This is a genomic window from Herpetosiphon geysericola, from assembly GCF_001306135.1.
GTDB classification, from domain to species: domain Bacteria; phylum Chloroflexota; class Chloroflexia; order Chloroflexales; family Herpetosiphonaceae; genus Herpetosiphon; species Herpetosiphon geysericola.
Genome location: NZ_LGKP01000035.1, coordinates 38636 through 62383, shown reverse-complemented (window position 1 = coordinate 62383; position 23748 = coordinate 38636). Strand labels below are relative to the sequence as shown.

The 23748-nt window shown below is 49.7% G+C and carries 22 protein-coding genes; 9 read left to right on the top strand and 13 right to left on the bottom strand.

The features are described from left to right. Positions 1 to 41 precede the first annotated feature (41 nt). The gene (locus SE18_RS21085; protein ID WP_054536454.1) at positions 42 to 404 is read left to right on the top strand and encodes a roadblock/LC7 domain-containing protein; all 363 of its coding nucleotides are present in this window, start codon (positions 42 to 44) and stop codon (positions 402 to 404) included. 55 nt (positions 405 to 459) lie between these two features. On the opposite strand, the gene SE18_RS21080 is transcribed toward SE18_RS21085, so the two are convergent. The 6 genes from SE18_RS21080 to SE18_RS21055 all read right to left on the bottom strand — a co-directional run bounded on the left by SE18_RS21080 (position 460) and on the right by SE18_RS21055 (position 7890). Beyond that, positions 460 to 1722, bottom strand: a complete 1263-nt coding sequence (locus SE18_RS21080; protein WP_054536453.1) for a glycosyltransferase family 87 protein — start codon at positions 1720 to 1722, stop codon at positions 460 to 462. Between the two features lie 35 nt (positions 1723 to 1757). Continuing rightward, on the bottom strand, positions 1758 to 4676 hold the full coding sequence (locus tag SE18_RS21075) for a VWA domain-containing protein (RefSeq protein WP_054536452.1): 2919 nt from the start codon (positions 4674 to 4676) through the stop codon (positions 1758 to 1760). Positions 4677 to 4749: 73 nt separating this feature from the next. Further along, positions 4750 to 5715 carry a ferric reductase-like transmembrane domain-containing protein gene (locus SE18_RS21070; RefSeq protein WP_054536451.1) on the bottom strand — a complete coding sequence of 322 codons (966 nt, stop codon included), beginning with the start codon at positions 5713 to 5715 and terminating at the stop codon, positions 4750 to 4752. 5 nt (positions 5716 to 5720) lie between these two features. Next, positions 5721 to 6620, bottom strand: a complete 900-nt coding sequence (locus tag SE18_RS21065) for an FAD:protein FMN transferase (protein WP_054536450.1) — start codon at positions 6618 to 6620, stop codon at positions 5721 to 5723. A gap of 10 nt (positions 6621 to 6630) precedes the next feature. Continuing rightward, on the bottom strand, positions 6631 to 7059 hold the full coding sequence (locus tag SE18_RS27600) for a hypothetical protein (protein WP_054536449.1): 429 nt from the start codon (positions 7057 to 7059) through the stop codon (positions 6631 to 6633). A 12-nt stretch (positions 7060 to 7071) separates the two neighbouring features. Next, positions 7072 to 7890 carry a PepSY domain-containing protein gene (locus SE18_RS21055; protein ID WP_054536448.1) on the bottom strand — a complete coding sequence of 273 codons (819 nt, stop codon included), beginning with the start codon at positions 7888 to 7890 and terminating at the stop codon, positions 7072 to 7074. A 148-nt stretch (positions 7891 to 8038) separates the two neighbouring features. On the opposite strand from SE18_RS21055, the gene SE18_RS21050 reads away from it, so the two are divergent. The 3 genes from SE18_RS21050 to SE18_RS21040 are packed head-to-tail and all read left to right on the top strand — an operon-like array spanning position 8039 to position 10532. Continuing rightward, positions 8039 to 8581 (top strand): DUF2231 domain-containing protein, encoded by a 543-nt coding sequence (locus SE18_RS21050; protein ID WP_054536447.1) that lies wholly within the window; start codon positions 8039 to 8041, stop codon positions 8579 to 8581. Between the two features lie 9 nt (positions 8582 to 8590). After that, positions 8591 to 9271: a response regulator transcription factor gene (locus SE18_RS21045; protein ID WP_054536446.1), complete on the top strand. Its 681-nt coding sequence runs from the start codon at positions 8591 to 8593 to the stop codon at positions 9269 to 9271. After that, positions 9264 to 10532 carry a sensor histidine kinase gene (locus SE18_RS21040; RefSeq protein ID WP_054536445.1) on the top strand — a complete coding sequence of 423 codons (1269 nt, stop codon included), beginning with the start codon at positions 9264 to 9266 and terminating at the stop codon, positions 10530 to 10532. Before SE18_RS21045 ends, SE18_RS21040 begins: the two co-directional genes overlap by 8 nt. Before the next feature lie 59 nt (positions 10533 to 10591). Here SE18_RS21040 and SE18_RS21035 read toward each other — a convergent pair whose 3' ends face one another. Further along, entirely contained in the window at positions 10592 to 11227 is a 636-nt protein-coding gene (locus SE18_RS21035; RefSeq protein ID WP_054536444.1) for a class I SAM-dependent methyltransferase, read from the bottom strand. 562 nt (positions 11228 to 11789) lie between these two features. Between SE18_RS21035 and SE18_RS21025 the strand changes: the two genes are divergently transcribed. The 3 genes from SE18_RS21025 to SE18_RS21015 all read left to right on the top strand — a co-directional run bounded on the left by SE18_RS21025 (position 11790) and on the right by SE18_RS21015 (position 15461). Next, positions 11790 to 13478, top strand: a complete 1689-nt coding sequence (locus tag SE18_RS21025) for an ABC1 kinase family protein (RefSeq protein ID WP_054536442.1) — start codon at positions 11790 to 11792, stop codon at positions 13476 to 13478. A 178-nt stretch (positions 13479 to 13656) separates the two neighbouring features. After that, positions 13657 to 13965 carry a hypothetical protein gene (locus SE18_RS21020; protein ID WP_054536441.1) on the top strand — a complete coding sequence of 103 codons (309 nt, stop codon included), beginning with the start codon at positions 13657 to 13659 and terminating at the stop codon, positions 13963 to 13965. 101 nt (positions 13966 to 14066) lie between these two features. Next, positions 14067 to 15461, top strand: coding sequence for a glucose-6-phosphate isomerase (locus tag SE18_RS21015; protein ID WP_054536440.1), 1395 nt, complete (start codon positions 14067 to 14069; stop codon positions 15459 to 15461). 45 nt (positions 15462 to 15506) lie between these two features. Here the strand turns inward: SE18_RS21015 and SE18_RS21010 are convergent, their stop codons facing one another. The 6 genes from SE18_RS21010 to SE18_RS20985 form a co-directional block, all read right to left on the bottom strand. After that, positions 15507 to 15947, bottom strand: a complete 441-nt coding sequence (locus SE18_RS21010) for a hypothetical protein (protein WP_152976712.1) — start codon at positions 15945 to 15947, stop codon at positions 15507 to 15509. Between the two features lie 109 nt (positions 15948 to 16056). Continuing rightward, on the bottom strand, positions 16057 to 16467 hold the full coding sequence (locus tag SE18_RS21005; RefSeq protein WP_054536438.1) for a hypothetical protein: 411 nt from the start codon (positions 16465 to 16467) through the stop codon (positions 16057 to 16059). Between the two features lie 38 nt (positions 16468 to 16505). After that, on the bottom strand, positions 16506 to 16931 hold the full coding sequence (locus SE18_RS21000) for a hypothetical protein (RefSeq protein ID WP_054536437.1): 426 nt from the start codon (positions 16929 to 16931) through the stop codon (positions 16506 to 16508). Positions 16932 to 17044: 113 nt separating this feature from the next. After that, positions 17045 to 18229: a phosphoglycerate kinase gene (locus SE18_RS20995; protein WP_054536436.1), complete on the bottom strand. Its 1185-nt coding sequence runs from the start codon at positions 18227 to 18229 to the stop codon at positions 17045 to 17047. A gap of 153 nt (positions 18230 to 18382) precedes the next feature. Continuing rightward, positions 18383 to 20866 carry a DNA translocase FtsK gene (locus SE18_RS20990; protein ID WP_054536435.1) on the bottom strand — a complete coding sequence of 828 codons (2484 nt, stop codon included), beginning with the start codon at positions 20864 to 20866 and terminating at the stop codon, positions 18383 to 18385. Positions 20867 to 20994: 128 nt separating this feature from the next. After that, a complete protein-coding gene (locus tag SE18_RS20985; protein ID WP_054536434.1) occupies positions 20995 to 22287 on the bottom strand; it encodes a glycosyl hydrolase in 1293 nt (430 codons plus the stop codon). A gap of 124 nt (positions 22288 to 22411) precedes the next feature. Between SE18_RS20985 and SE18_RS20980 the strand changes: the two genes are divergently transcribed. Together SE18_RS20980 and SE18_RS20975 are read left to right on the top strand one after the other, a co-directional pair. Further along, complete coding sequence (locus SE18_RS20980) at positions 22412 to 23143, top strand: hypothetical protein (RefSeq protein ID WP_054536433.1); 732 nt, start codon at positions 22412 to 22414, stop codon at positions 23141 to 23143. A 23-nt stretch (positions 23144 to 23166) separates the two neighbouring features. After that, on the top strand, positions 23167 to 23646 hold the full coding sequence (locus tag SE18_RS20975) for a hypothetical protein (RefSeq protein ID WP_054536432.1): 480 nt from the start codon (positions 23167 to 23169) through the stop codon (positions 23644 to 23646). The last annotated feature ends 102 nt before the right edge of the window (positions 23647 to 23748 follow it).

Genomic DNA, 23748 nt, shown 5'->3' with positions numbered 1-23748 from the left:
ACATCAGAACTCACTGCACAGTTTGTTGATAAGGAGCCACTATGGGGATGAAAGACATTTTGGCCAGCGCGATTGAAAACGTACCCGGTGTTAAATTGGCCGGAGTCGTGGGGACAGACGGGCTGGGCGTTGAAATGCTCCTCAACGATGTTGATGCAAACTTTAGCAAAGATGTTGCTGAAGTGGAGCTTGGTGGCCTTGCTGCCGCCGCTGCGGGAGCCGCCTCGCGCTTAAAGGCTGGCCAAGTCCGTGATGTCGCGGTTGAGACCGATAATGCCACCTATTTGGCATCGCAAATCATCCCCGGCTACTTCGCTGTGTTGGCAGTCAATGGCGGCGGCAATCTTGGCCGCGCCCGCTTTGCGCTCAAACAATTGGTTGTAAAACTCCAAGATACCCTCTAAAATCCAACCATCCTACGAGTGTTGCGCTTGCCTGCTGCTCGTAGGATGGTTGCGTTTAATGCGCTGTTACAGCTATTTGGGGCTGATCAGTAGCTGACGCTAACGAGCGTTGCTTGATAATCACGTTCAGCATCAGCAGCCAAATAATAAAGATAGCCCATAAACAAAATGTACTTACAATTGGTGAAAAAAAGAGAATCATAACTGCAATTAGGAAGAGCAATTGAACACCGGCTAGCTTCGATTGATGTTCATAGGCTATTTTAATCAAATAAATCATTGTCGGATAGATCGTGACAATGTGAACGCTCCATGAAAAAGGAGCAATGAGGAAAATCAATGGCATTGTGACAAATACTATTTTTTCTAGGGCATCTTTTGCGTTCTTATTGATATATTTAGCAGTCACAAACAGCGTTATAAAGAATAAGAAGCCACAACACACATAGGTTAAAGCTGTTCCTAAGCTTGGGTTATAAATAAGTTGATATGAATCTTCTTGATTTGTAAAAATTCTAGCAAATAAACCATTGAGGCTTTGATTGTAGACTGATGCTGTTTGTAATAAACCTTTTGGATATTTACCGTAGCCACCACTAGGAATAATATTAAGCCACCAATCTTGCCAGACAAAGCTTGGAATAGCAAACGCTGCAATAATTGTTGTAAAAACAATGACACAACTCGTTTTAATCAATATTCGATAATCTTTATTGAAAAGTAATAGTGGCAGAATAACCGCTGGATACATTTTTACAATTATCGAAATACCTAATAAAATACAGGCAATGTTTTCATACTTATGTCTCATTATCAAAAATAGCAACACAAAAATAATTATATATGTATTTATCTGACCAAGATAAACATTTTGCATAAATGGGAAAGATGTATAGACTAAAATTGTTATAAGGATCGACTGATAAGAAAAATATGCAAATTCGAAAATTTTAACCAATAATCCAATAAGCAAAATCATCGCCAGATGATTAAGCAATAAATTAATAAGAAACGCTTGATCATAGGTAAATAACGACATTGGAAAGAAAAAAATTATACTTGGTGGTGGATAAATAAATGGGAATACAGCTAAGCCGGTATTTTTTTGAATATAGTCAATATTATAGGGAGAAATATTGTTATTGAATAAAGCATCACTCGCCCAATAGAATGATGGAAAATCAAGCGTACTTTTATGAATCGCAATATTAATTCCATAGATAATGATGAACTTAATAAAACTAAAAAGTGCTACCAGCACTAATGTTGGCTTAATAAAGCGCACGATCGTAGCGTTACCATTCGAAGGATTCAACACGGAGCTTTCCTCTGTAGAGAGTAGATTGAGCCTAGCTATTGGCGACGAGCACGGTTTTTGGCTGCCCGCAAACGCTCTAATGGATCGGTAATCTCATCGAGATTTGCTTGCTTGGGTGGTGGCCCTTGGGTTGGCGTTGGTGCCGGAGCACTTGGCTTGGGCTGCGGCACTGCAACGGTTGAGGGCTCAGGTTTGGGCTGCGCAACTGGTGGCGTATAGTTGGCTCCAGGCTTATAGACTGGCGCTTCCTTAGTAGCAATTGGGCTAGGTTCCGACGTAGGTTGGCCCATTTTAGTGCGTGCTCGTTGCTTGGCGGCGGCCAAATCGCCCATGGTTTGCGATGGCGCAGCTTGGCGCCGCCGCACACCAGCCCAAACCTTGCTCAATTGGCCAAAGCGCAAACGACGCACAGCAATATCAAGCAATAAGAGCAGCAACGCTGTCAAAAGTAAATTGAAGTGAATCGGCGTAGCCCTCGTTACCAGTTCTAGCGAATGCTCGAAAACCTTCGTTGGATCGGTCAACACTCGGCCTTGGCTGCGTTGGGCAATCGTGTTTAGCAAGTTGGGGTTGGATTGGCCTTGGCGATATTCAGGCGAATAGGGCACGATGACCCCAGCGGTTTCTTGAAACACCGCTTGGCCTTCGCTATTGCGCCCAGCTAGTTGCAAAAAGTAGGTGCCAGCGCCAGGGCTGCTGATGCGCCCTTGATAAATCCCAGCACTGACCTCGACCAAGCTTATCCCAGCTTGCGAACCACCATCATTGACCACATTGCCATCAACAAGCAAGCCAGTAATCGGCGTATCGTTGGGATCGCGGGCAACAAGCATGACTTCCATTTCAGGGCCAACAAAGCTGGCATTGACGCTAATTGTTTCATTCGAGATAACCGGCAGCGTCCAGCCAACCATTTGGGCAATGAGGCGCGGAAATTGATCCCAGCGGGTGAGATTTGTGCCCCATTTGCCTTTCATGTCGCTCATCCAAGCGACTGAACGGCCTAAACCATATTGCCATTGGGCCAAGAGGGGCGCATCTTCATCAGCCCACAAGACCATATTCGCGTTATCTTTGGCCATTGTGCCGTTGTAACCAAGCAGTTGTGGCCAATTCGCCGTATTCAAATTGGCCATAATCACGCTATCGCTGCCGAGCAAGGGCAAAAAGCTTTTTTCAACGATATACGGGGCCAACGAAAGTTGGGCATCTTGCAACACAATATCGGGCAGCGCCAGCGCATTTTCAACTAAAAAGTGGCGCCCGCCACCAGCAACCGCCACATTATTCAAAAAGCCAACGTCGCCACCATTGCCAATCGCAATCGTGCTGGTCGTAATGCCCAAGCGTCGATGCTCATCGGTCAATCGAACAGCATTTTCTTGTTGCTGCGAATCCGAGCCATCAGCAAGCAAAATAATGTGGCGAATTGGCGCATTGCGGCCTTTCAGCACGCTACCAGCAGCCACCAACGAATCGTGGACGTTGATGCCGCCGCCGCCAGTTACCCCACGGGCAATAATTTCGCCTTGGGCTACTTCGCGCTCCGAGCCAGCCACTGGCCCATATTGGTTTTGCACAGCGCTATCGAATGGCAAGACAGTTATTTCATCGAAATCGCGCAGCAATTGCACCACCCGCGCCGCACCTTCTGAAGCAAGGGTTACTTTTTGACGCCCGCCAACTTGCTCGCTCATGCTGCCAGAAATATCAAACACCACCGCAACGCTCACCGGAGGATATTTTTCGCGATTGCGCAGTTGCATTTCGACGGGCAATAGTTCTTCGATTGGCGTGCTTGCATAGCCACCAATCCCATAACTGTTTTCGCCGCCAATCATCACAAAGCCGCGCCCAAGGTCGCGCACAAAGGTTTGCAGCGCTTGTTGCGATTCATCGGCAACCAAGCGTTCGGGCACGTTGGCTAAAATTACAGCTTCGTAATCGGCTAAATCGGCCAACGTTGTGGGCAAGCCGCTTGGGCCAACAACGGTAACTTGCAAATTGGCAGCTTCGAGCGCAGGTGCAATATTTTCTGCATCGGCAGGCTCGTTGGCAATCACCAAAATTTTTGGTGGCCCTTGCAGATTTACCAAAGCTGTCGCTTCGTTATTTTGCTTGCGAATATCATTAGTTGGAATAATTTGGGCCGAAACTTTATGGAAACCTTGATCATTCAATACCACGGTTGAGGTATATTCTAAAGTACCTTTGGGCAAGGCCAAATTTTCTTCTGCATACAATTCGCGGTCGATCAAAATCCGAATTGTGGCATCCTGCGCTTCGTTACTATCGATCTGGGCGACAATTTGCAACTCTTGGCCAATGCGGGCTTGGCCGGGCATGCGCAAGGCCGTAATTGCCACTTCGGCGCCGCCCATTTGCTCAACCGTCACCACATCGACCACAATTTGGCGATCTTGGGCTAATTCCAAAGCATTGAGCGCTTGGCCGCTGTTTTCGCCACCATCGGAGAGCAGCACCACCCGTTTTTGGGTATCGGCGGGAAACAGGGCAAAACTCAAGGTCATGGCTTGCTCTAAATCGGTGCGGGCCGCAATTGGCACCGATTGAATGCGGCTGAGCGTGCGCACTTCCGAGGGCAAGCGTTCGATCAGGGCATTTTGGCCAAACACAATAATCGCCGCTTGATCATCATCGGGCATGGTTTGCAAGGCATCGGCAATAAATTGGTCTTGTTGGCTGCGCTGGTTGGGAGTAATCGAGTCGGAGGTATCGACCAAAAAGATTGTGGTGAGCTGTTTAACTGGCGAGATGATTTGGGCACCTGCCAAGGAGCCAATCAACGTGATCAGCAACAAACTGCGCAACAGTAACGAGCCAATTAAGCGGCTGCGTTGAAAGCGCCGCCCATTGAACCACCCCATCGCCACAACGGGCACTAATAACAATAACAGCCATAAATAATGTGGCGTAACAAACGACATGCCCATAGCAACACCTTTTAATCAAACTTCTCGATCAATCAATGCTGCTATGGTATCACGTTTGGCAAGCATTAGCATATTAAGCGCGCGGCGTTGCAGCAACAACGGGCAACGGTTTGCGGCGCATAATCAACACCCGATAGATGGTCATAAAGACGACACTAGCGCCAGTGCCCCAATACCAGAGCGTCACCAAGGGCGTGCTGGTTTCGCTGCCACTAAAAATACCGTGGGCCAAAACCAGCAAAAATAAGCCAAAACTCGCGTAGTGAATGATTCGCCAAGCGCTGCGCCCAATCCAGCGTTTGAGCCAAAAACTCACAGTGACAAGCGCTAGCCCATACAACCCAACTTGACCCAAGCCAACCCACAAGGGTTTATATTGGCTGCTGGCAAATGGAACGAGCAGTTGTTTTAATGTGTAATTGCTATAGCCATCGCCAAGCAAAATCACTGTATGAAACAGGCCAAAACCAATGCCCAAAATGCTCGCATGTTGATGCAAATCGAGCATGGTTGGGCCGCCATTCCACAAACGCGCCACTTTGCCAGTCAGCGAAAGCCCAAACAGCATCGAAAGCCAAACCAAGCTATAGGCCACCAAGCCGCTTGAGCGCGAAAGATACCAAAAAGCTTTGGGTTGCTCGCCAAGCAGCGAGCTACTAAGGCCAGGAATCCAGCGCGGCAGCACCAACACGGCAGCCACGATTCCAATAATCAAAGCCAGCATCAAGCTCATTAGGTTGGCGCTAACATCCTCAAGCATTTCTTCGGTGCTAGGACTTGGCACGCTTGGAGATGGTTTGGCAACTGGTGCTGGCGTAGCGACAGGCTGAGTTGTGCCCAGTGGCAAGGTTGCCATAACCTGGTTTGCTCCCGCTGATTGGTTTTTTTGGGCAGCGTTTTGGGCACGAATCGCTGCTAATCTTGCTGCTTTATCCTGCGGCGCTGGCGAAACTGGCTCGGCTGATTGAGCTTTTTTGGCAGCGTTTTGGGCACGAATTGCCGCTAATCTTGCTGCTTTATCTTGGTCTGAAGCACTCATCTACGTTACTCCCAACGATATTGATTAAAGCGTTCGCAAACATGGCTTTGGCCACTATGTTCAAACGCCATGCAGGCAAAGCTTGGGTGTTGATTAATCCAGGCTAAGCCTTGTTCAATGCCCAACAAGACGACGATTTTGGCAGCAACTTCGGCCTGCGCTGCGCTTGGAGCAATCACGGTTGCGCTTAGCACATCGCTGGTGCTTGGTTCACCAGTGCGCGGGTCGATTAAGTGATGGAGCCAGCGATCGCCTTTGCGCCAGCGCCGATAATCAACTCCTGAGGTTGCTACTCCGCCCGATGCAAACCAGAGCATAGCCTCACGCTCTTGGGTATGTGGGTTTGGCACGCCAACCGCCCAAGCCAAGCCATCGTGGCGCTGACCAGCGGTTGCCAAATCGCCGCCGACATCGACCAAACAAGCAGCATGGTGGCCCAACTGCTCAGCGGCCCGATCAGCGGCCCAACCTTTAGCAATGCCACCCAAATCAAGCGCTGTATCACGGGCAAGCTGCACCAAATGGCCTTGCTCTCGCAGCGAAATTGCCAAAGCAATGGGCGGTTGCGCAGGCCACACTGCCGAATCGCCCAGCGCATTGGCCAATAATTCAAACGAGCGATCGTAGCCAGCGTTTAAGAGTGCAGGCAAAATGGTTGGCACAACCAAGCCATTGCTCCAAGCTGCCGCATCAAGCGCCAAGCCAAGCACATCCCACAAGGTTTGGCTGACCGCAAGTGGTCGTCCAGCCCGCCGATTGAGGCTCATGAGTTCGCTATTTGGGCGAAAGCGGCTAAGCGTTTGCTCCCAAGCCTCAAACCATTGCGGCACAGCAGTGAGATCAATTGGCTGATCGCTGAGCACTGCAACTTCACAACCCATTGCGCGAAAGATTAATTCGCCCATAAACCACCTTTTAGCGTGATGAACGAGTGTTGCGTGATGGTGCAGCAGGCGCTGCTGGGGCTGGCGCTGGCACAACTTGGCGCGGCGCTGCTGGTTGCGGAGCCGCTTGGCTTGGGGCGCTACTGCCATTGCCGCCAGTTGCTGGTGCACCTTGGTCGGGCGTACTAGGCTGGGTGTTGCCGCCAGCACTATCGTTCGGAATTCGGATAATTCGATGGCCATGGCGCGTGAGTGGGGCAACCGTTGGCAGCGCTGGTAACTCAACTTGAGGCACTTCGGCTACCGCAATAATTGGCTCAGGCGTGGCAAGCTCGGCACTGAAATCGACAGCCTGTTGGTTGGCAAGCACTGCCCAGCCAGTGAGCGTCGCCGCGATTGCGGCAACACTCATACTGGTATTGAGCAGCAGACTGCTACGACGTTTTGGTAAATGGCTCATCAGTTTATTTCCTTAGTTATCATCATCTTTTTTGTCGTCGTCTTTTTTATCATCGTTGCTGCTACCAGACTCAACTTTGGCATAAACGACGCTGCCGCTATAGGCATCGACATAGACGCGACTATCATTGGCAAAGCGCACTTCGTAGACCAACGCGCCATGCTCTTCTTCCAATTCAACCCGCACGACCGTTCCGCCGCCAAGGTAGGCCACAGCAGCGCTAGCAGCTGCATCCGCCGAAATCGTCGTTGGCGCGGGCACTTGGGTTGGCGGCACTACTGCATTATTGGTCAACACAGCTCCAGTCGTGGCATCGACATACACCAAGCCCCGATCAAGCCGCACTTCGTAGGCAGCAGTGCCAGCATAATTAACCAGCTCTGGGGTTGCCAACAAGCCTGCGCCTGGTGCAGCCGCCAAAGCCAATTGGCCTGCTTGATCAGCAGAAATTGGATATTGTGGCACCGCAGGTGCTTGAGTTGCTGGCAATGGATCTTGGGCTGCTGGCTGCGGTTGAGCTGGCGCTTGGGCAATTGGCTGTTGAGCAGGAGCTGGCTCGCGTACCACAATTGGCTCTTGCAACCGAGCGTTGGCCTCATCGATCGTGCGGTTGGCTTCTTCGATCCGTTGGTTGGCTTCCAACAATTGTTGTTGATAAGCTTGAACGGTTGCGGTTGCTTGGGCAACATTATCGTTTGGCAGGCTATTATCCAAGCCTGCGGCCAATTCAACCGGACTTGGCTGCGCTAACGAACGCACAACGCCAGCTACAATCACCAAAACAAAGGCGGTCAGCACAGCGGCAATTAACAGGGCAAACTTGGGTTTCATCAAAACCTCCTGTTGTCGAACATCTGACCCAAGCATAGCAAGCCTTTCTTGGAATATTCTTGATGATAGCTATGAATTTTCCAAGAATCTTCCAAGAATTAATCATTAGAGTAAGAGCATCACTTGTATGTTTTATAGGAGGTTGCTCATGCTCGATCTTGCTCAATATCACCCATTGTTGGTTCATGCTCCATTAATCCTCTTGCCCACTGCGATTTTATTGCGGGTGCTGCACTTGATTTGGCCCAAAGCAGGCTTTCGCATCACCGCAATCGTGTTGTTGGTTGCAGGCGTTGGGCTTGGGATTTTGGCAAAGGAAAGTGGCGAGGCCGCTGAGCACGCCGCCGAAGCACGATCAGCCAATGTTGAAGCCATTCAAGCAACTGGTACAATTCCAACAATGTTTGGCGAAGGCTCGCTCTTAGAAACCCATGCCTCCTTGGCCGAAACAACCGTCATAGTCTTTATGCTGTTGCTGATTAGCGAAGCACTTTTGCTATTCCTAAGTCAGCCATTCTTTGCCCGCTGGCGTGGCTCGTTCAGCCTGCCAATTAGATTGCATAAACCCTTGGAAATTGGCTGGGTGGTCGTTGGGGTTGCAGCAATTGCTTTAGTCGTTTTAACGGGCCATTATGGTGGTAAGCTCGTTTATGAGCATGGGGTCGGTATTTCATTGAGTGCAATGCAATAAGGAAGCAGCATGCGCGTGTTGTTGATAGAAGATGATCGCAAATTGGCTCGCTTGATCGAGCGCGCCTTGCGCGATGAGCACCATCAGGTTGATGTGGCCTACGAGGGTGATAGTGGCTTGGATATGGCGCTGCATGGTATGTATGATGTAGCAGTGATCGATTGGATGCTGCCTGAGCGCGATGGCCCGAGCATTTGTCGGGCAATTCGGGCCGCCAAACTCAGTACCAGTTTGTTGTTACTGACTGCACGCAGCCAAATCGAAGATCGGGTTGCTGGCTTGGATAGTGGAGCCGATGATTATTTGAGCAAGCCGTTTGCCTTCGAGGAATTACTAGCCCGGGTGCGGGCCTTGGGCCGCCGCTTCAACAGCACTCTCAGCAGCGAAGAATTACGCTCAGGTGAGCTGGTGCTCGATCTGCGGGCGCACACTGCGCGGCGCGCAGCGCAACAATTGGATCTCACCGCAACCGAATGGAATCTGCTTGAATGCTTGATTCGCAATAGTAACCAAGCTCTGAGCCGCCAACAATTGCTTGATTATGTTTGGTCGTATGAGCGTGATGTGCAGCCATCGATGGTCGATGTGTATGTTTCGTATTTGCGGCGCAAACTGGAGCAAGCAGGCAAGCGCGACCCAATTCAAACCGTGCGTGGGGTTGGCTATCGCTGGGTGAGTGACTATGCTTAATCGTTTGCGCTGGCGCTTGACCCTGATTTATGCGTGCACCGCGTTGCTGCTGCTGGCGGCGGTTGGCGGCAGCGTCTATTGGATGACGGTGCGCTATTTTCGCTTTGCGACCGAGCGTGCCTTGCTCGAACGGATGACGCTGGAGTTTGAGCAATTGGCAGCGCCCTTGCCGCCAGCCTTGCAAGCCTATCGCCCGCAGCAATTGCCCGACGAACGGCCAGTTGATAATGGCACCTTGGCCAGCACTTTTGTCTTTACGATCGATCAAAACGGCCAAGTCTTCAATCCCAATCCGTGGAATCCACCAATTCAGCCAGACCAGGCGGCGATTGAGGCAGCCCGCGCTGGCAAGCTCGATCTGCGCACAATCAGCTTGGCAGATGGCACGCGGGTTGAGCTGCTGACCGAACAATTAACTCGCGCCGATGGCCCAGCGTTTTTGCAAGTTGGGCGGGTGCTCAACGAACAAGAAGCAGCCCTCAACACCTTATTAACTGGCTTGGTAGCGCTTTGGGCTGGCAGTGTGGTAGTTTTGGGCTGGTTTGGTTGGTGGTTAGCTGGGCGTTCGTTGCGTCCGGCCCAACAAGCTTGGGAGCGCCAGCAAGCTTTTATCGCCAATGCTAGCCACGAATTGCGTGCGCCGCTGACCTTAATGCGCGCCAGCAGCGAAATTGCCCTGCGCGAATCGACCGACCCCACCGAACAACACGAATTGCTTGAAGATATTTTGGCCGAAACCTACCATATGGGTCGCTTGGTTGAAGATTTGCTCTTGCTCTCGCGCTTAGATGCAGCAAAAACAAGCTTACAACGTGAAGTCGTTGATCTCGCTGAGTTATGCCATGAGGTTGCCCATGCTGCTGGGCATTTAGCCCACGATGCAGGAGTTGAGGTGCGAGTGGCCCATGCCGAGGGCCAGATCAAAGCCGATCGTACTCGTTTGCGCCAAGTGTTGTTAATTTTATTGGATAATGCAATTGCCCATACGCCGCGCGGTGGCAGTGTTGTGATTCATGCTGAACGCCAAGCAAGCAACTATCAAATGAGCGTGATCGATACTGGCAAAGGCATTGATCCCAAGCATTTAGCGCATATTTTCGAGCGTTTTTATCGGGTGGATAGCGCACGAATAGCAGGCGGACGCGGCAACGGGCTTGGTTTATCGATTGCGCAAGCGCTCATCCAAGCCCATAATGGCACACTTGAGGTTCAAAGCAAGCTTGGCACAGGCACAACGATGCTAATTAAGCTGCCAAAATAACGTGATTCCTTCACCCCCAACCAGCTCAACGCCAGCGAGGGATGAAGGAATTTCGCACATTAGCAAGCTTGAAATATTGCCAAATAGGCTGGATGCCAAGGTAGATTGCGCCAGACCAGCGCTGGAGCAAAGGGCGAGTAGGTTTCAAACACCGTTTTAAAGCCTGCTGCCTCGGCAACCCCGCGAAACTCACGGCCACTTGGCCGATAGATGTGAGTCGGGTCGGCATCATACGAGCCGCGATAGATTCGCGCTTGCAAACGGTTGCCAATTGTTGGCAAGTGAGCCACAAACAAGCCACCCAATTGCAAGCGTTCACGAATGGCGGCAACCGCCAAAGCTGGTTGCTCCAAGTGCTCAACCACATTGATCGCTGTAATCACATCGAAATTAACGCTAAATGGAATGCCATCCAAAATACTGCCAACGAACAACTTGGCATTGGGCAGGCGTTGTTGGGCTTGAGCCACAGCATAGGCCGAAATATCGGTGCCAAATGGCTCAAATGGCGGAGTCATCGATTGCAAAAACAAACCCAAACCACAGCCAATATCCAACAAACGGCCAGTTTGGCGAAAGCGCAACACATGGCGACGAATATAACGGTCGCGCAAGGTATCAACGAGGCTTTTGCGCCCAGCTTCAGGCCGCGACATAGCATAGTAGGCCTGATCATACGCATTTCCATCGGGCATTGAACTAACCCTTTCAATAGATCTAGAAGGTTTTTAACCGTCATCCAGTGTAGCATCATACCGCATGATCGATCCACGAAGAGCACGAAGAGTAGAAACCGCGAAGAGCACGAAGAGCGCGAAGGACGTTTTAGCCACGAATTGCACGAATTCCACGAAGGCTGATTTTTTAGCCACAGATTATGATGATTATCCTGCTATGCCCCGACATTTCATCCTTCATCCTTTTGCTCTCTGCGCCGCTGCGTTAAAATCCGATCCACGAAGGATGGGAACCGCGAAGAACACGAAGATCGCGAAGGCCGTTTTTGCCACGAATTCCACGAATTGCCCGAACAATGTTCCGATAGCCCAAAGCCAATAGCCTATAGCCTAGACCCTTATCCATTCATCCTTCATCCCTCATAATTCATCATTTTGACTTTTGCCTTCTGCCTTTTGATTTTCATCCCTCATCCTTCATCCTTCATAATTTCTCTCTGTTCTATGCTCTCTGCTCTATGTTCTTCAGTCTGCACTTGATTCCTTACATCGGCATCCCTAGCCTGCTATAATACTGAGCATGAGTAAAACAGAGTTGGTGTCGTTGCCGAACGTTCCACGTCGCCGCCGTTTCTTCCGCGTCGCGTGGTTTTTTGTGCGCTTAGTCGCCCATATCATCGTCTGGGATCTGTTGCTTGGACGACAATTTTGGTTTCGCTGGTACGCGGATCGCACGCGGATCGAGCGCTATCGGCGCTTTTCGCGGCGTTTTCGCGATTTGGCGATCGACCTCGGTGGCGTGATGATCAAGCTTGGTCAATTTGCCTCAACCCGGGTCGACGTGCTGCCGCCAGAGGTTGTTGAAGATTTAATTGGCCTGCAAGATGAAGTTTCGCCTGTGCCCTTTGGGCTGATTCAAGCCACCATCGAAGCAGAATTGGGCCAACCGCTCAGCCAAATCTTTCCTCATTTTGAGCGCCAACCAGTTGCGGCGGCCTCGTTTGGCCAAGTGCATTTTGCTACGCTTCACGGCGAGCAGCCAATTGCGATTAAAATTCAACGCCCGCAGATCGAGCAATTTGTTGCGATCGATATTGCCGCGCTGCGTTGGGTTGCTGGTTGGATGCAATATTATGGCCCGATTCGTCGTCGCACCGATTTGCCTGCGCTAATCGAAGAATTTTCACGCATTACCTTGCGCGAGCTTGATTACCTGAGCGAAGCCGAGCATGCCGAGCGCTTTCGGCGCAATTTTGCAGGCAACGAGCATATTTACGTGCCCCAAATCTATCGCGAGCACTCGACCGAGCGCGTTTTGGTGATGGAACGGATTGAGGGCATTAAGATTTCGGAATATGCGGCGCTTGATGCAGCAGGAATTGATCGGCTGGAATTGGCCGAAAAACTTTATTTGGCCTATTTGCAACAATGTTTTACCGATGGCTTTTTTCACGCCGACCCGCACCCAGGCAATCTGTTTGTGCGGCCTGTTGGCGAACCATTGGCCAATGGCAAACGCGCCTTTGTAATCACCTTCCTCGATTTTGGCATGGTCGATGCGATTCCCCAACATGTGATGGATGGCCTCGCGACGATTGCCGCTGGCGTGGTGATGCGAGAACCACAGCGCATGATCGACGGCGCGCGTTCGATCGGCGTGGTAATGGCCAGCGCCAACGATCAGCAATTGCGCCAAGCCTTGGAAATTTGGTTTTCCTATACTTATGGGCGCACAATTCGCGAGCTCCAACAAATCGATGTTGAGGGTTTCGTCGGCGGATTAAGCGAATTGCTCTATGATTTGCCGTTTCAGTTGCCGCAATCGTTGCTCTTTTTGGGGCGCACGGTTGGGATTATCGGCGGCGTGGCTGCTGGTTTAGCGCCAGATTTCGATATTTTTAGCGTGACTAAGCCCTTTGCTTTGCGCTTTATCCGCGAGCAAACGAGTGGCCGCGATCTGCGCGAACGGGTGGTCAATGAAGGCCGCGAATTAATCACCGATCTCAGCCAAATTCCCCGTCATGCCAAGCAATTTTATGCCAAGGCTGCCCAAGGCGATCTGCAAGTTCGCACCGAGATTGTTAAACTTGAGCGCACCACCAAACGCATCGAACGCGCATTTACGCGACTGACTGCGGGCATCGCCGCCAGCGCGCTGCTGATTAGCGCCAGTATTTTGCAAACCATGCACATCGATAACCCTTGGATGTGGTGGCTTGCTGGTGGCTTGCTGCTCTGGGCCTTGTTGCCACGCTTTAAAGATAATTGATCCACGAAGCGCACGAAGGTTTGAAACCGCGAAGATCGCGAAGATCGCGAAGGCTGTTTTAGCCACGAATTTCACGAATTACACGAAGAAGCTGAGGTTATGGGCTTTTGACTTTTGCTTTCTGACTTTTGCATTCATCCTTCATACCTCATCCTTCATACTTTCTTGGGGAGTCTTTATGAGTTTTTTTCGCAAGCTTTTTGGTGGTGGCAGCAGCCAACCAACCAGCGATGCTGGAATTTATTTACAGGTGCGTTGCAAACGCTGTGGCAGCGTCATTCGATTGCGCATCGATAGCCGCAACGATCTGTCGCAGCGCGATGACGACGAGAACTTGTTTGTGCGCAAAACCTTGGTTGACGACCGCTGCTACAGCCGCATCGAGCTTGAGGCCGTGTTTAACCCCAAGCGCCAATTGCTCAATTGCGAGATCAATGGTGGCACGCTTGTGGCTGGTGAAGAGAATACTACCACCAGCAGCCACTGAGTATGGTACGATGGGCATAGTTGGTCGCTTGGCAACGACGCCAGAAACTGCACCGCAGCAGCCTGCTACAAAGACCCACTTTCGCAACGATAAGGAGTGTCATGAGTACTCAAGCTATTCGCTTTGATTACAACAATGTGATGGCCGATGTGATTGGTGAACATGGATTAACTGAGGCTGAAATTGAGGCAGCATTGCCCCACGCCGCCGCCGCGATTGAGGCTGTTTACGCTCAGCGCGCCGAATTAGGCTGGATGGATTTGCCCTACCAAGATACGAGTGAAATTATTGCCCAAGCCCAAGCTGTGCGTGCCCGCGCCGATACCTTGGTCGTTTTAGGCATTGGTGGCTCAGCACTTGGCCCAATCGCCACTCAAACGGCGCTTCAGCACCCGTTTTACAATAATTTGCCCCGTGAATTGCGCCGTGGCCCAACCCTGTTTGTGCCCGATAACGTCGACCCAGAATTGAACGCTGGCTTGCTCGATGTACTTGATCTTGAGCGCACCGTCTTCAATGTAATCACCAAATCGGGCACGACCGCCGAAACCATGGCCTCCTTCATCTACTTCCGCGAAGCCTTGGCCAAACGCCTCGGCCAAGATAAATTGGTCGATCACTTGGTGCTGACCACCGATCCCAAAAAGGGTGCTTTGCGCCAAATTGCTGATCGCGAAGGCTATCCAACGCTGCCAATTCCAGCCAGTGTTGGCGGACGTTTCTCGGAGCTTTGCTCGGTCGGCTTGTTCCCGGCAGCGGTTACTGGGATTGATATCGACGAATTGTTGGCTGGCGCTGCGTATGCCGACAAACGCAGCCAAGAGCGCGACCCACGCAAAAACCCAGCCGCAATGTGCGCCTTGATTCAATTTTTGCTCGATAAGAAGGGCAAAAATATGGTCGTAATGATGCCCTATGCCCAGCGTTTGCGCGATGTAGCCGATTGGTTCCGTCAATTGTGGGCCGAAAGTTTGGGCAAGCGGGTTGATCGGGCTGGCAATGTGGTTAACGTCGGCCCTACACCAATCAAATCGTTGGGCGCAACCGACCAACACTCGCAAGTGCAATTGTATGCAGAAGGCCCATTCGATAAATTAATGCACTTCTTGTTTGTTGATCAGTTCCAAGTTGAAGCACCGCTGACCAATGCCTACCCAGACATTAACGAGCTTTCGTATCTCGATGGCAAGAGCTTTAGCCAATTGCTCAAGGCTGAAGGCGAAGCAACTCAGTTGGCAATTGCCGAAGCTGGCCGCCCAAGCATCGCCCACCACTTCCCAGCGGTCAATGCCTTTACGCTTGGTCAGTTCTACTACATGCTCGAAATGCAAACCGCCTTTGCTGGCGAGTTGTACGACATCAATGCCTTCGACCAACCTGGGGTTGAGGCTGGCAAAATCGCCACCTACGCCTTGATGGGCCGCGAAGGCTACGATGCTCGGCGTCACGAAATTGAGCAAGCTCGGGGCCGCAGCCGCAGCGAATTCGTGATCTAAATCTGATTAATTAAACCTGCCATGGTGCTTGCATGGCAGGTTTTTTTAGTTAATTGCTTTTTGAATATGTGGTTGCGAAAGATAACTTAAAATCAATACCGCCGCCGCTCCGGTTGCGATAGTAAACAAAGGCCAGATCGTCATTGGCGCTTGGCCCACAAAAAGCTCATAGAGCATATTGATGATTGTGATGCCTTCAACCAGCACAATTCCCCGATAGGCCCAGCGTCGCGCCCGCAATAAACCAACAAACAAAGCCAAACGACTAGCATTCAGCAATAACGACAACGCCGTCCAAAAAATCTCAGCATTTATGCCGCTGCTCAGGCTTGCTGGCGGCGAAACAGCAATCCCAATCAGAATTGTGCCGATATATGAGCAACTAGCGAGTGCAAAAAAACTGCCTACAATCGCATTGTAGCCACAAATCGATAAAATAGGCCCTTGGCGTTGCAATTGCGGGTTTTTGGGCACTTGATACATCATTCGCTCCTTTTTAGCTAGAGACGCATGTGATTGCTACACGATTACCAATTAAAAAACACCCACAGCATAGCAACGCCGTGGGTGTACGCAGATTAATTGCTTGTAACGCTTATACTCTATTTGATTGCAGAAATTGATGTTTAATCCGAGGGTGCAAGAGATAGCCAAGAATCAGCATAGCCATCATGCTCAAGGCAATTTCAACCCACGAAATGCGTTCTCTCTGGAGCACAAATCGACCGAGCAGACTCATAATCGATAACGCCTCGACGAGCACAATCCCGCGATAGCCCCAAGCCCGAAATCGCACAAACCCCACAGCGAAGCCTAAACGACTGATATTGAACAAAAAGAAGAAAAATGGCCAGAATAAACTTACTCGTTGCTTACCATATACAATGCTGGCAACCAATAAACAGCCACCAATTGCTGCACCAATCCCAACAATCGCATAATAAAAGAAAATCAGCGCGATTGGCCAACGAAGTTTATTTTGTGGATTATGCGGTACTTGATACATTATGTTTCTCTCTCAAAATGACACTTCTGTAAAAATAATTATTCTTCTACGCCAAAAAATGTACGCCATACCTTTGGTCGAAAGAGATAGCCAAGAATTACAATACCAATCATTCCGATGCTGATGATTATCCATTCATAAATTCGGATTTTACTGAAGGCTAAAGTATAGCCAGCATGCATAATCATCAGCGTTTCAATAATTAAACTTCCACAATATGCCCAGCGGCGATAATTTATTAATCCTACAAAGAAAGCCAAACGACCAGCATTCGCAATTACTATCAGCGCAAGCCAAAGCGTACTCATAATGCGATGGCTATCCAACATATCGCTATAAATCATCGTGATAAAAAAAGAGATGCTGTTAATTGCCGCAAGACTCCCCAACACCATATAATACAAACTTATCAGCATTATTGGCCATTTGCTAATAGGTCTTGTATTATGCGGCACTTCATACATAGCGCTGCTCCTCTCAGTTCAAAGAATGCTTGCAGGTTAAAGGTTATCGCTAACAAAAAGCCCCACAGAACGCATAATTCTGTAGGGCTGAGTAATTTAGGTAAGCGAACCGATTATTTATCGTTGAGTGCGGCGATGCCTGGCAGCACTTTGCCTTCGAGCAATTCGAGGCTGGCACCACCACCAGTTGAGATGTGGCTCATCTTTTCGCCAAGCTTCATCTGCTCAATCGCTGCGACTGAATCGCCACCACCAATGATGGTGATTGCGCTGCTATCGGCCAAGGCTTGAGCAACGGCGCGCGTGCCTGCGGCAAACGGCTCTAGCTCAAACACACCCATTGGGCCGTTCCAAATCACGGTTTTGGCTTCGCTAACAACTTGGGAATAGGTTTGGCGCGTTTCTGGCCCAATATCAAGAATCCGCCAACCATCGGGCACATCATCGACACTCAGCACTTGGGTATTGGCTTCAGCGCTGAAGGCATCGGCCACCACCACATCGCTTGGCAACAACAATTTCACGCCGCGGCCTTGGGCTTCGTCGATCAAACGGGCTGCTTCGGCTACGCTCTCTGCTTCGACCAATGAATCGCCGACAGCTTTGTTTTGAGCCAGCAAGAAGGTATTGGCCATGCCGCCACCGATTAGCAACGAATCGACTTTGCCAAGCAAGTTTTCGATCACACCGATTTTGTCGCTGATTTTCGCACCACCGATGATCGTCACGAAGGGGCGCTGAGGATCATCCAAGGCCTTGCCAAGGGCTGCCAACTCTGCTTCCATCAAGAAGCCAGCCACAGCAGGCAAGAATTTGGCTACGCCTTCGGTTGAGGCATGGGCGCGGTGGGCAGCGCCAAAGGCATCATTCACATACACATCGCCAAGTTGGGCCAATTCTTCGGCCATGGCAGGGTCGTTCGATTCTTCGCGCGGGTCGAAGCGGGTATTTTCCAACAACAACACATGGCCAGGCTGCAAATCTTTCGCAGCTGCTTCGGCCTCAGCGCCAGTTGTGGTCTGAATATAGTTCACTGGGGCATCCAGCAGTGATTGGAGATGATCGGCAACTGGCTTGAGCCGAAATTCTTCGGCTACTTTTTTCTTCGGTCGACCCAAGTGCGACATCAAAACCACGCTTGCACCTTGTTCGAGCAAATAGTTGATCGTTGGCAACGCTGCCCGAATCCGTGTGTCATCAGTGACTTTGCGTGCTTCATCAAGAGGCACATTGAAATCAACCCGAACTAAAGCTCGTTTTCCGCTCAACGCTACATCACGAATGGTCTGCTTGTTCACAGTGATCTCCTTGTACAAGGCTATAGGTGATAGGCTAACTGGGCGCTATCAGTACTACGAACCAAGAACCGCATAGCCTATACCCCCATGATAAACGATTTCGTCGATTTGCTGGGTAGCAGGCTCTACGCCGCAGGTGCAGGAATATCACCGTTATTCGTCGCTAGCTTGCGCACCTTGATTTGGATTTAGCACCTCGCGCGAGCGACTGCCCTCTGCTGGCCCGACAATGCCGCGCTGTTCGAGCAATTCGATTAATTGGGCAGCTTTGCTATAGCCAATCCGCAAGCGTCGTTGCAGCATCGAGGCCGAAGCCCGTTGATGTTGGCGCACCAATTCAATCGCCTTGGGCAGTAGCTCATCTTGCTCGTCTGCCTGCAAAAAGACATCGCCCATGCTGGTTTGGCTATTGGCTGCTGGCGCTGCTTGGGCATTCGTGGCGGTACCAGTATTGGATCCATTCGCTTGGGCTAATTCTGGGGGAATTTGCAAGCGCCAGAATTGCACCACCCGCTCAACTTCCCCATCGGAAACAAACGTGCCTTGCACCCGAATTGCCTTGGCTGCATCGACCGCCAGATAGAGCATATCGCCCCGACCAAGCAATTGCTCAGCTCCAGGCGTATCCAAAATAACCCGCGAATCGATTTGTGAGGTTACGGCGAAGGCAATCCGGGTTGGGAAGTTGGCTTTGATCAGACCAGTTACCACATCAACCGATGGCCGTTGGGTCGCCAAAATCAAGTGGATACCAGTGGCCCGCGCCATTTGGGCCAAACGACAAATCAAGGTTTCAACTTCATCAGGAGCAAGCATCATCAAGTCGGCCAACTCGTCGATGATAACGACGATATAGGGCATTGGCTCAAGGTCGGGGCGTTTGCGCGCCGCTTGCATATAGCTTTCGAGATTACGGAAACCGCCTTTGGCAAAGACCTTGTAGCGCCGCTCCATCTCGCGCACTGCCCACTTGAGCGAGCTAACCACCCGTTCAAGCTCAGTCACGACTGGCGTGAGCAAATGCGGAATGTTGTTGTACACAATCAATTCGACCATCTTGGGGTCGACCATGATGAATTTCAGCTCGTTGGGCGTGTGCTTCATTAAGAGCGAAATAATAATCGAATTGATACAAATACTTTTCCCCGAGCCAGTGCTGCCAGCCACTAGCAAGTGCGGCATTTTGGCGAGGTCAGCAATCACGACGTTGCCCGAAACATCTTTGCCAAGCGGAATTTTGAGCTTTCCACGTTTGGCATCAAAATCTTCGCTGCCAATCACATCGCGCATCGCCACCGTGGCAATCGCCGAGTTAGGAATTTCGATGCCCACAACCGAGCGGCCTGGCACTGGCGCTTCAATTCGCAACGATGGCGCAGCAAGAGCCAAGGCCAAATCGTTTTGCAAGCTGGTGATTTTGTTAATCTTGACCCCGATTGCTGGTTGGAGCGCAAATTGAGTGACTGCTGGCCCAGTGTTGGCCTCGACCACGCGCGCTTCAACCCGAAACGAGGCTAAAGTTTCCTCGATAATGCGGGCTTTTTCGCGTTTTTCTTCATCGCCAATTTGACCTTCGACAAAATCATCGAGGGTTGGCAGGGTTGGCAACGGCCATGCGCGGTGGGTCAAGGCTTCATCTGGCTCGATAAAGGCAGCTTCTTCGGCACTAGCTTTTTGCTGATTGGCTTTAGCATCATCGGCAGGTTTAAGCCGTTTGGTTGGAGCCATGCTGGTTGAGCCATTGGGAGCAACTGGCGGTGGCGCAACTTCCTTGCGGCGGGGTGGTCTGCTTGGGTCAGGCAGATCGCGATTGAACAAACTGGCTTGCGCAGGTCGTTCAGCAATCGGTGTAAGCATCACTTCTTGGCTGGTCGTATCTTCAATAATCGCTTGGCGCCGTTTGTTGCTCACCTTGGGCATGGCTTGAGGCGCGGGCAACTCCAGCGGTCGGTAGTGCTCCTCGGGATAATCATCAAACATTGGCGCACGCTGCACCGGCGCGCCAACCAAGCGACGGCCTAAAATACGCAAGCCGCCAGTGTAATACAACAGCGCGGCCATAATTTGGCGCAAGGTTAAATTAAAGGTCAGCATAATGCCGATCAGGCCGATGGTAACGGCAAAGAGCAATGCCCCGCCCTTGCCGATGCCGCTAATCAAAATCGTAAGCAAGGTTTGGCCGACCACGCCGCCGCCAGCGCCAACATGAAACTCAGGGTGTTCGCGGTGAATCTCGTAGCCTGGATATTCCAGCAGCATCAAAAGCGAGAGCAGCACCATCAGCGTGCCAAGAATATTCGCGCCGCTCAGGCGATTGTCGCTAAATCGCTCTTGAAAGATCATCAGGCCGCCCAAAATGCCAAGCGCAACCGGAACCAGCACCTTGCCAGTGCCAAAAGCGCGCGCCACGGCAGTGTTCCATTGCGTGCCAATAACCCCTTGATCGCCGCTAAATGTACTGAATAGCAAGGTCAATAAACCCAGAAACACCAAAATAACCGCAAAAATCTCACGCTGAAGATTTTGGGAAAGCTGGATTTGCGGGGTAATGGTTGGTTTGGCTGCGCCACGTTTGCGGGCAGTTGCGGCTGGCTTTTTGCCACTTTGGCGCTTTGGCGCAGATTTTCGCGTTGACATTGCTACTCTATCCCCAAGTGATGTACTCAATTCGTTGGCAGTTGTTTGCTTCGATTATAGCACACACGGTCGAATTGAGCAGACTGTTACTGCTGGCCTGCAAACGCTTTTTAGGCCGTCAGAATGCGCTAATTAATGTTATTGAGCACTTGCGGAATCCAAACCCGCTGGCGAAAATTGTGCACTAAATCGCGGTAGGCATAGAAACTTGGTTTATACAAACTCACCGCACCATTCAGATCGTAGGCTCCGCTGCCATCGTAATTGATATGCACCACGCCCCAAGCCTCACCAGGAAAATCTTCGTATTTAAACCAAAACCAGTTAGCAATGTCTGGACGACTATAAATCGTTGCAACAAATTGACGCATAAAAGCTGCTTGACGTTGCAGATCGTTGGCATTGGTTGGGTCGCCACGGGTACCAATTTCGGTCAACCAGAGTTTGCTGGTTTGATCAAACATGCGCATGGTCGCTACCAAACTATCTAGGCGTGGCCCAACCAAAGGCAAAAAGTCGTTATCATCGACCAAGCGTCGCATTTCTGCTGGGTAGGGATGATAGGCCACGCCATCGATTGGGTATTTGCCGTTATGGCTATTAGCCCAATTGCTGAACGGTGCAGCTTGGTAGAGCGCTTGCAAGTAGCCGCGATCAGTGCGCCCCGATTCATTGGAAGTCAACGGGTGAAGGCCACCAATGATCAGCGGCGTTTGATCGTTGCGGCTGGCATCGCGCAAAATCCGATACAGCTTGGTAATCGTTTGGGCCAGATAATAGGGATTCATCTCATCTTGCTGGCCATTAGTATCGCCAATCAACGCAAAATAGAAATTTGGCTCGTTGAAAATCTCATAGGCATCAATGCGGCCACGATAATAATCGGCGATACTGATCGCGCGTTCGAGCCATGCTTTTTGATAGGCATTCACGCCGCAGCCAATCGGCGCTGCTGGGCATGGATTCAGCTCGCGGTCGGGATTGCTGGTTGGAATGCTGCCCGAAACCGTGCCGCCATCAAAATGCTGCATACCAGCCTGTGGGCCACGCAAAATATCGCTGCCCAGCAAGGCCAGCACCTTCAAGCCCCGACTATGCGCAGCACTAACGAAATAATCAGCTTGAGCCAGATTAAAACTGCCATAACTTGAACCATTCCATTCACCATGAAACTCGAAGCGCACCCAACGCCCGCCCATGGCCACAATCTCATCGAACATGCGATTGATAAAGGCTTGGTTGACGGCGTTGGGATAAGCAGATGGGTTCGTATTCCATTCGTAGGCTGGATCGCGCACGACAATGCCCCACCAATCGCTTGGCTGGTTGGTTGGCGGCTCGGCATGACTCAGTGCAGGCAGCTGAATCAGCAAAAAAATCATGAGCATAAAGCCCAATAAGCGTTGGTAGAGGCCTAGCACGATAATGCTCCTATATCTCTAAATATAACTACGTTGTTACACATTTGTTACATAGAATTGTAGAAAGTACAACTAAAAATTGATACTATAAGAATTGTAAGATCTTTTATAGGAGTTTCAACACATGAAAAAGCTCAGTTTTTTAATCATGGTATGTATCTTATTAATAGCTATTATGAAGGAAACGCCATCGATTAAAGCAAGGTCTGAAGATAGGATAGATGATCGCAAAACTGTACTAACAAAAGATTCTAAAGATTTAAGTAAAGATGACTTAAGAGATTTTATCAGTCTGGCAATAGATGAAAATATAACGGTAAATGAAGCTGAAATATTCATAAAATCATTAGATAACGAGAAATTTATTGAAATGAATGAGATTATAAACAAAGAATTTGTCTACAAAAATGAATCAAGTCAGGCTATAGATCAAGGTTTGACTAATGAAAGAAAATTACTAGACAGTGTGCAGATCGATGCCAATAAAGCTGGATGTGATCCAACTGCTCAACAGCAAGGATTCTGTTGGAGACAGTTCATTGAATATTTTACACCCTATGTTAACTATTTGGAAGATAAAGCACCAACATGGCATCAGCGTTATACTACTATTTGTGATAATGATCCAAGTGATACAGATCTTGTATTATATTTTGATATTTCCTCATCAAATCCAGATAATCTTCGTTGGGCAACAAGTAGTGCCGCAATATATGTATTTGCATCTAGCAGCTTAAATGGATTCGATTTTGATAACTATGGTGCGCATTTATGCATAAATAGTCTAATATCTTCTATTCCTGGAATTTCAGATACGTTTATTAGCAATAACATAAGAATGCAGTTATTACAATAAATTCAACATAAGGAGCATCTATTATGTACAATATGAATATGGTAAGCAATCAATTTTTGATTCAAAATTTCAAAAAATTTCTATTATTCGTTATGGCTCAGCAATTCAAGCCCAGTATTATTGCAGCATTAATCTACACAATTCACTATATTGTTACCCAAACACCCGCTGAAGTTCAACAGACATCGATTGTTCAGTTAATAGTAGTTTCCTGGTTCTTTATTTTTTTGCCAATGAATGTAATCGCAGGATTAATCTATGCAGTTATGCTTTGGTATAAATTTCGAACAAAGGAAGTTAATCTCAATAGCTATCGCAAGAGTGTGGCATTAATTGCATTTTGGGTTCTATTTCTATGGGTGGGATTAGCTTATTGGTTGATTGTTGATGACTATGATCACACAAAAATTCTTACATTTATTATTAGTTATCTCGTTCAATGTATCTTTCAATTCTATTTTATTCCATATCGGTTGTTTAAGCGCTATACGCCGCAAATCTAACCGAAGTCTGTAAAATAGTTGAGCCACGAAGAGCACGAAGAAGTTGCAACCGCGAAAGCTAGCTGTTGGCTTTGGGCTCTTGGCTATTGGAATATTGTATTT

Excerpts from the sequence above, each read along its gene's own strand:
- SE18_RS21005 (WP_054536438.1), bottom strand. The coding sequence starts at position 16,467 with ATGTATCAAGTACCGCATAATCCACAAAATAAACTTCGTTGGCCAATC.
- SE18_RS21070 (WP_054536451.1), bottom strand. The coding sequence starts at position 5,715 with ATGAGTGCTTCAGACCAAGATAAAGCAGCAAGATTAGCGGCAATTCGT.
- SE18_RS21020 (WP_054536441.1), top strand. The coding sequence starts at position 13,657 with ATGAGTTTTTTTCGCAAGCTTTTTGGTGGTGGCAGCAGCCAACCAACC.
- SE18_RS21050 (WP_054536447.1), top strand. The coding sequence starts at position 8,039 with ATGCTCGATCTTGCTCAATATCACCCATTGTTGGTTCATGCTCCATTA.
- SE18_RS20975 (WP_054536432.1), top strand. The coding sequence starts at position 23,167 with ATGTACAATATGAATATGGTAAGCAATCAATTTTTGATTCAAAATTTC.
- SE18_RS21015 (WP_054536440.1), top strand. The coding sequence starts at position 14,067 with ATGAGTACTCAAGCTATTCGCTTTGATTACAACAATGTGATGGCCGAT.
- SE18_RS21075 (WP_054536452.1), bottom strand. The coding sequence starts at position 4,676 with ATGGGCATGTCGTTTGTTACGCCACATTATTTATGGCTGTTATTGTTA.
- SE18_RS21055 (WP_054536448.1), bottom strand. The coding sequence starts at position 7,890 with ATGAAACCCAAGTTTGCCCTGTTAATTGCCGCTGTGCTGACCGCCTTT.
- SE18_RS21045 (WP_054536446.1), top strand. The coding sequence starts at position 8,591 with ATGCGCGTGTTGTTGATAGAAGATGATCGCAAATTGGCTCGCTTGATC.
- SE18_RS21000 (WP_054536437.1), bottom strand. The coding sequence starts at position 16,931 with ATGTATGAAGTGCCGCATAATACAAGACCTATTAGCAAATGGCCAATA.
- SE18_RS27600 (WP_054536449.1), bottom strand. The coding sequence starts at position 7,059 with ATGAGCCATTTACCAAAACGTCGTAGCAGTCTGCTGCTCAATACCAGT.
- SE18_RS21025 (WP_054536442.1), top strand. The coding sequence starts at position 11,790 with ATGAGTAAAACAGAGTTGGTGTCGTTGCCGAACGTTCCACGTCGCCGC.
- SE18_RS21085 (WP_054536454.1), top strand. The coding sequence starts at position 42 with ATGGGGATGAAAGACATTTTGGCCAGCGCGATTGAAAACGTACCCGGT.
- SE18_RS20990 (WP_054536435.1), bottom strand. The coding sequence starts at position 20,866 with ATGTCAACGCGAAAATCTGCGCCAAAGCGCCAAAGTGGCAAAAAGCCA.
- SE18_RS21035 (WP_054536444.1), bottom strand. The coding sequence starts at position 11,227 with ATGCCCGATGGAAATGCGTATGATCAGGCCTACTATGCTATGTCGCGG.
- SE18_RS20980 (WP_054536433.1), top strand. The coding sequence starts at position 22,412 with ATGAAAAAGCTCAGTTTTTTAATCATGGTATGTATCTTATTAATAGCT.
- SE18_RS21010 (WP_152976712.1), bottom strand. The coding sequence starts at position 15,947 with ATGATGTATCAAGTGCCCAAAAACCCGCAATTGCAACGCCAAGGGCCT.
- SE18_RS21040 (WP_054536445.1), top strand. The coding sequence starts at position 9,264 with ATGCTTAATCGTTTGCGCTGGCGCTTGACCCTGATTTATGCGTGCACC.
- SE18_RS21065 (WP_054536450.1), bottom strand. The coding sequence starts at position 6,620 with ATGGGCGAATTAATCTTTCGCGCAATGGGTTGTGAAGTTGCAGTGCTC.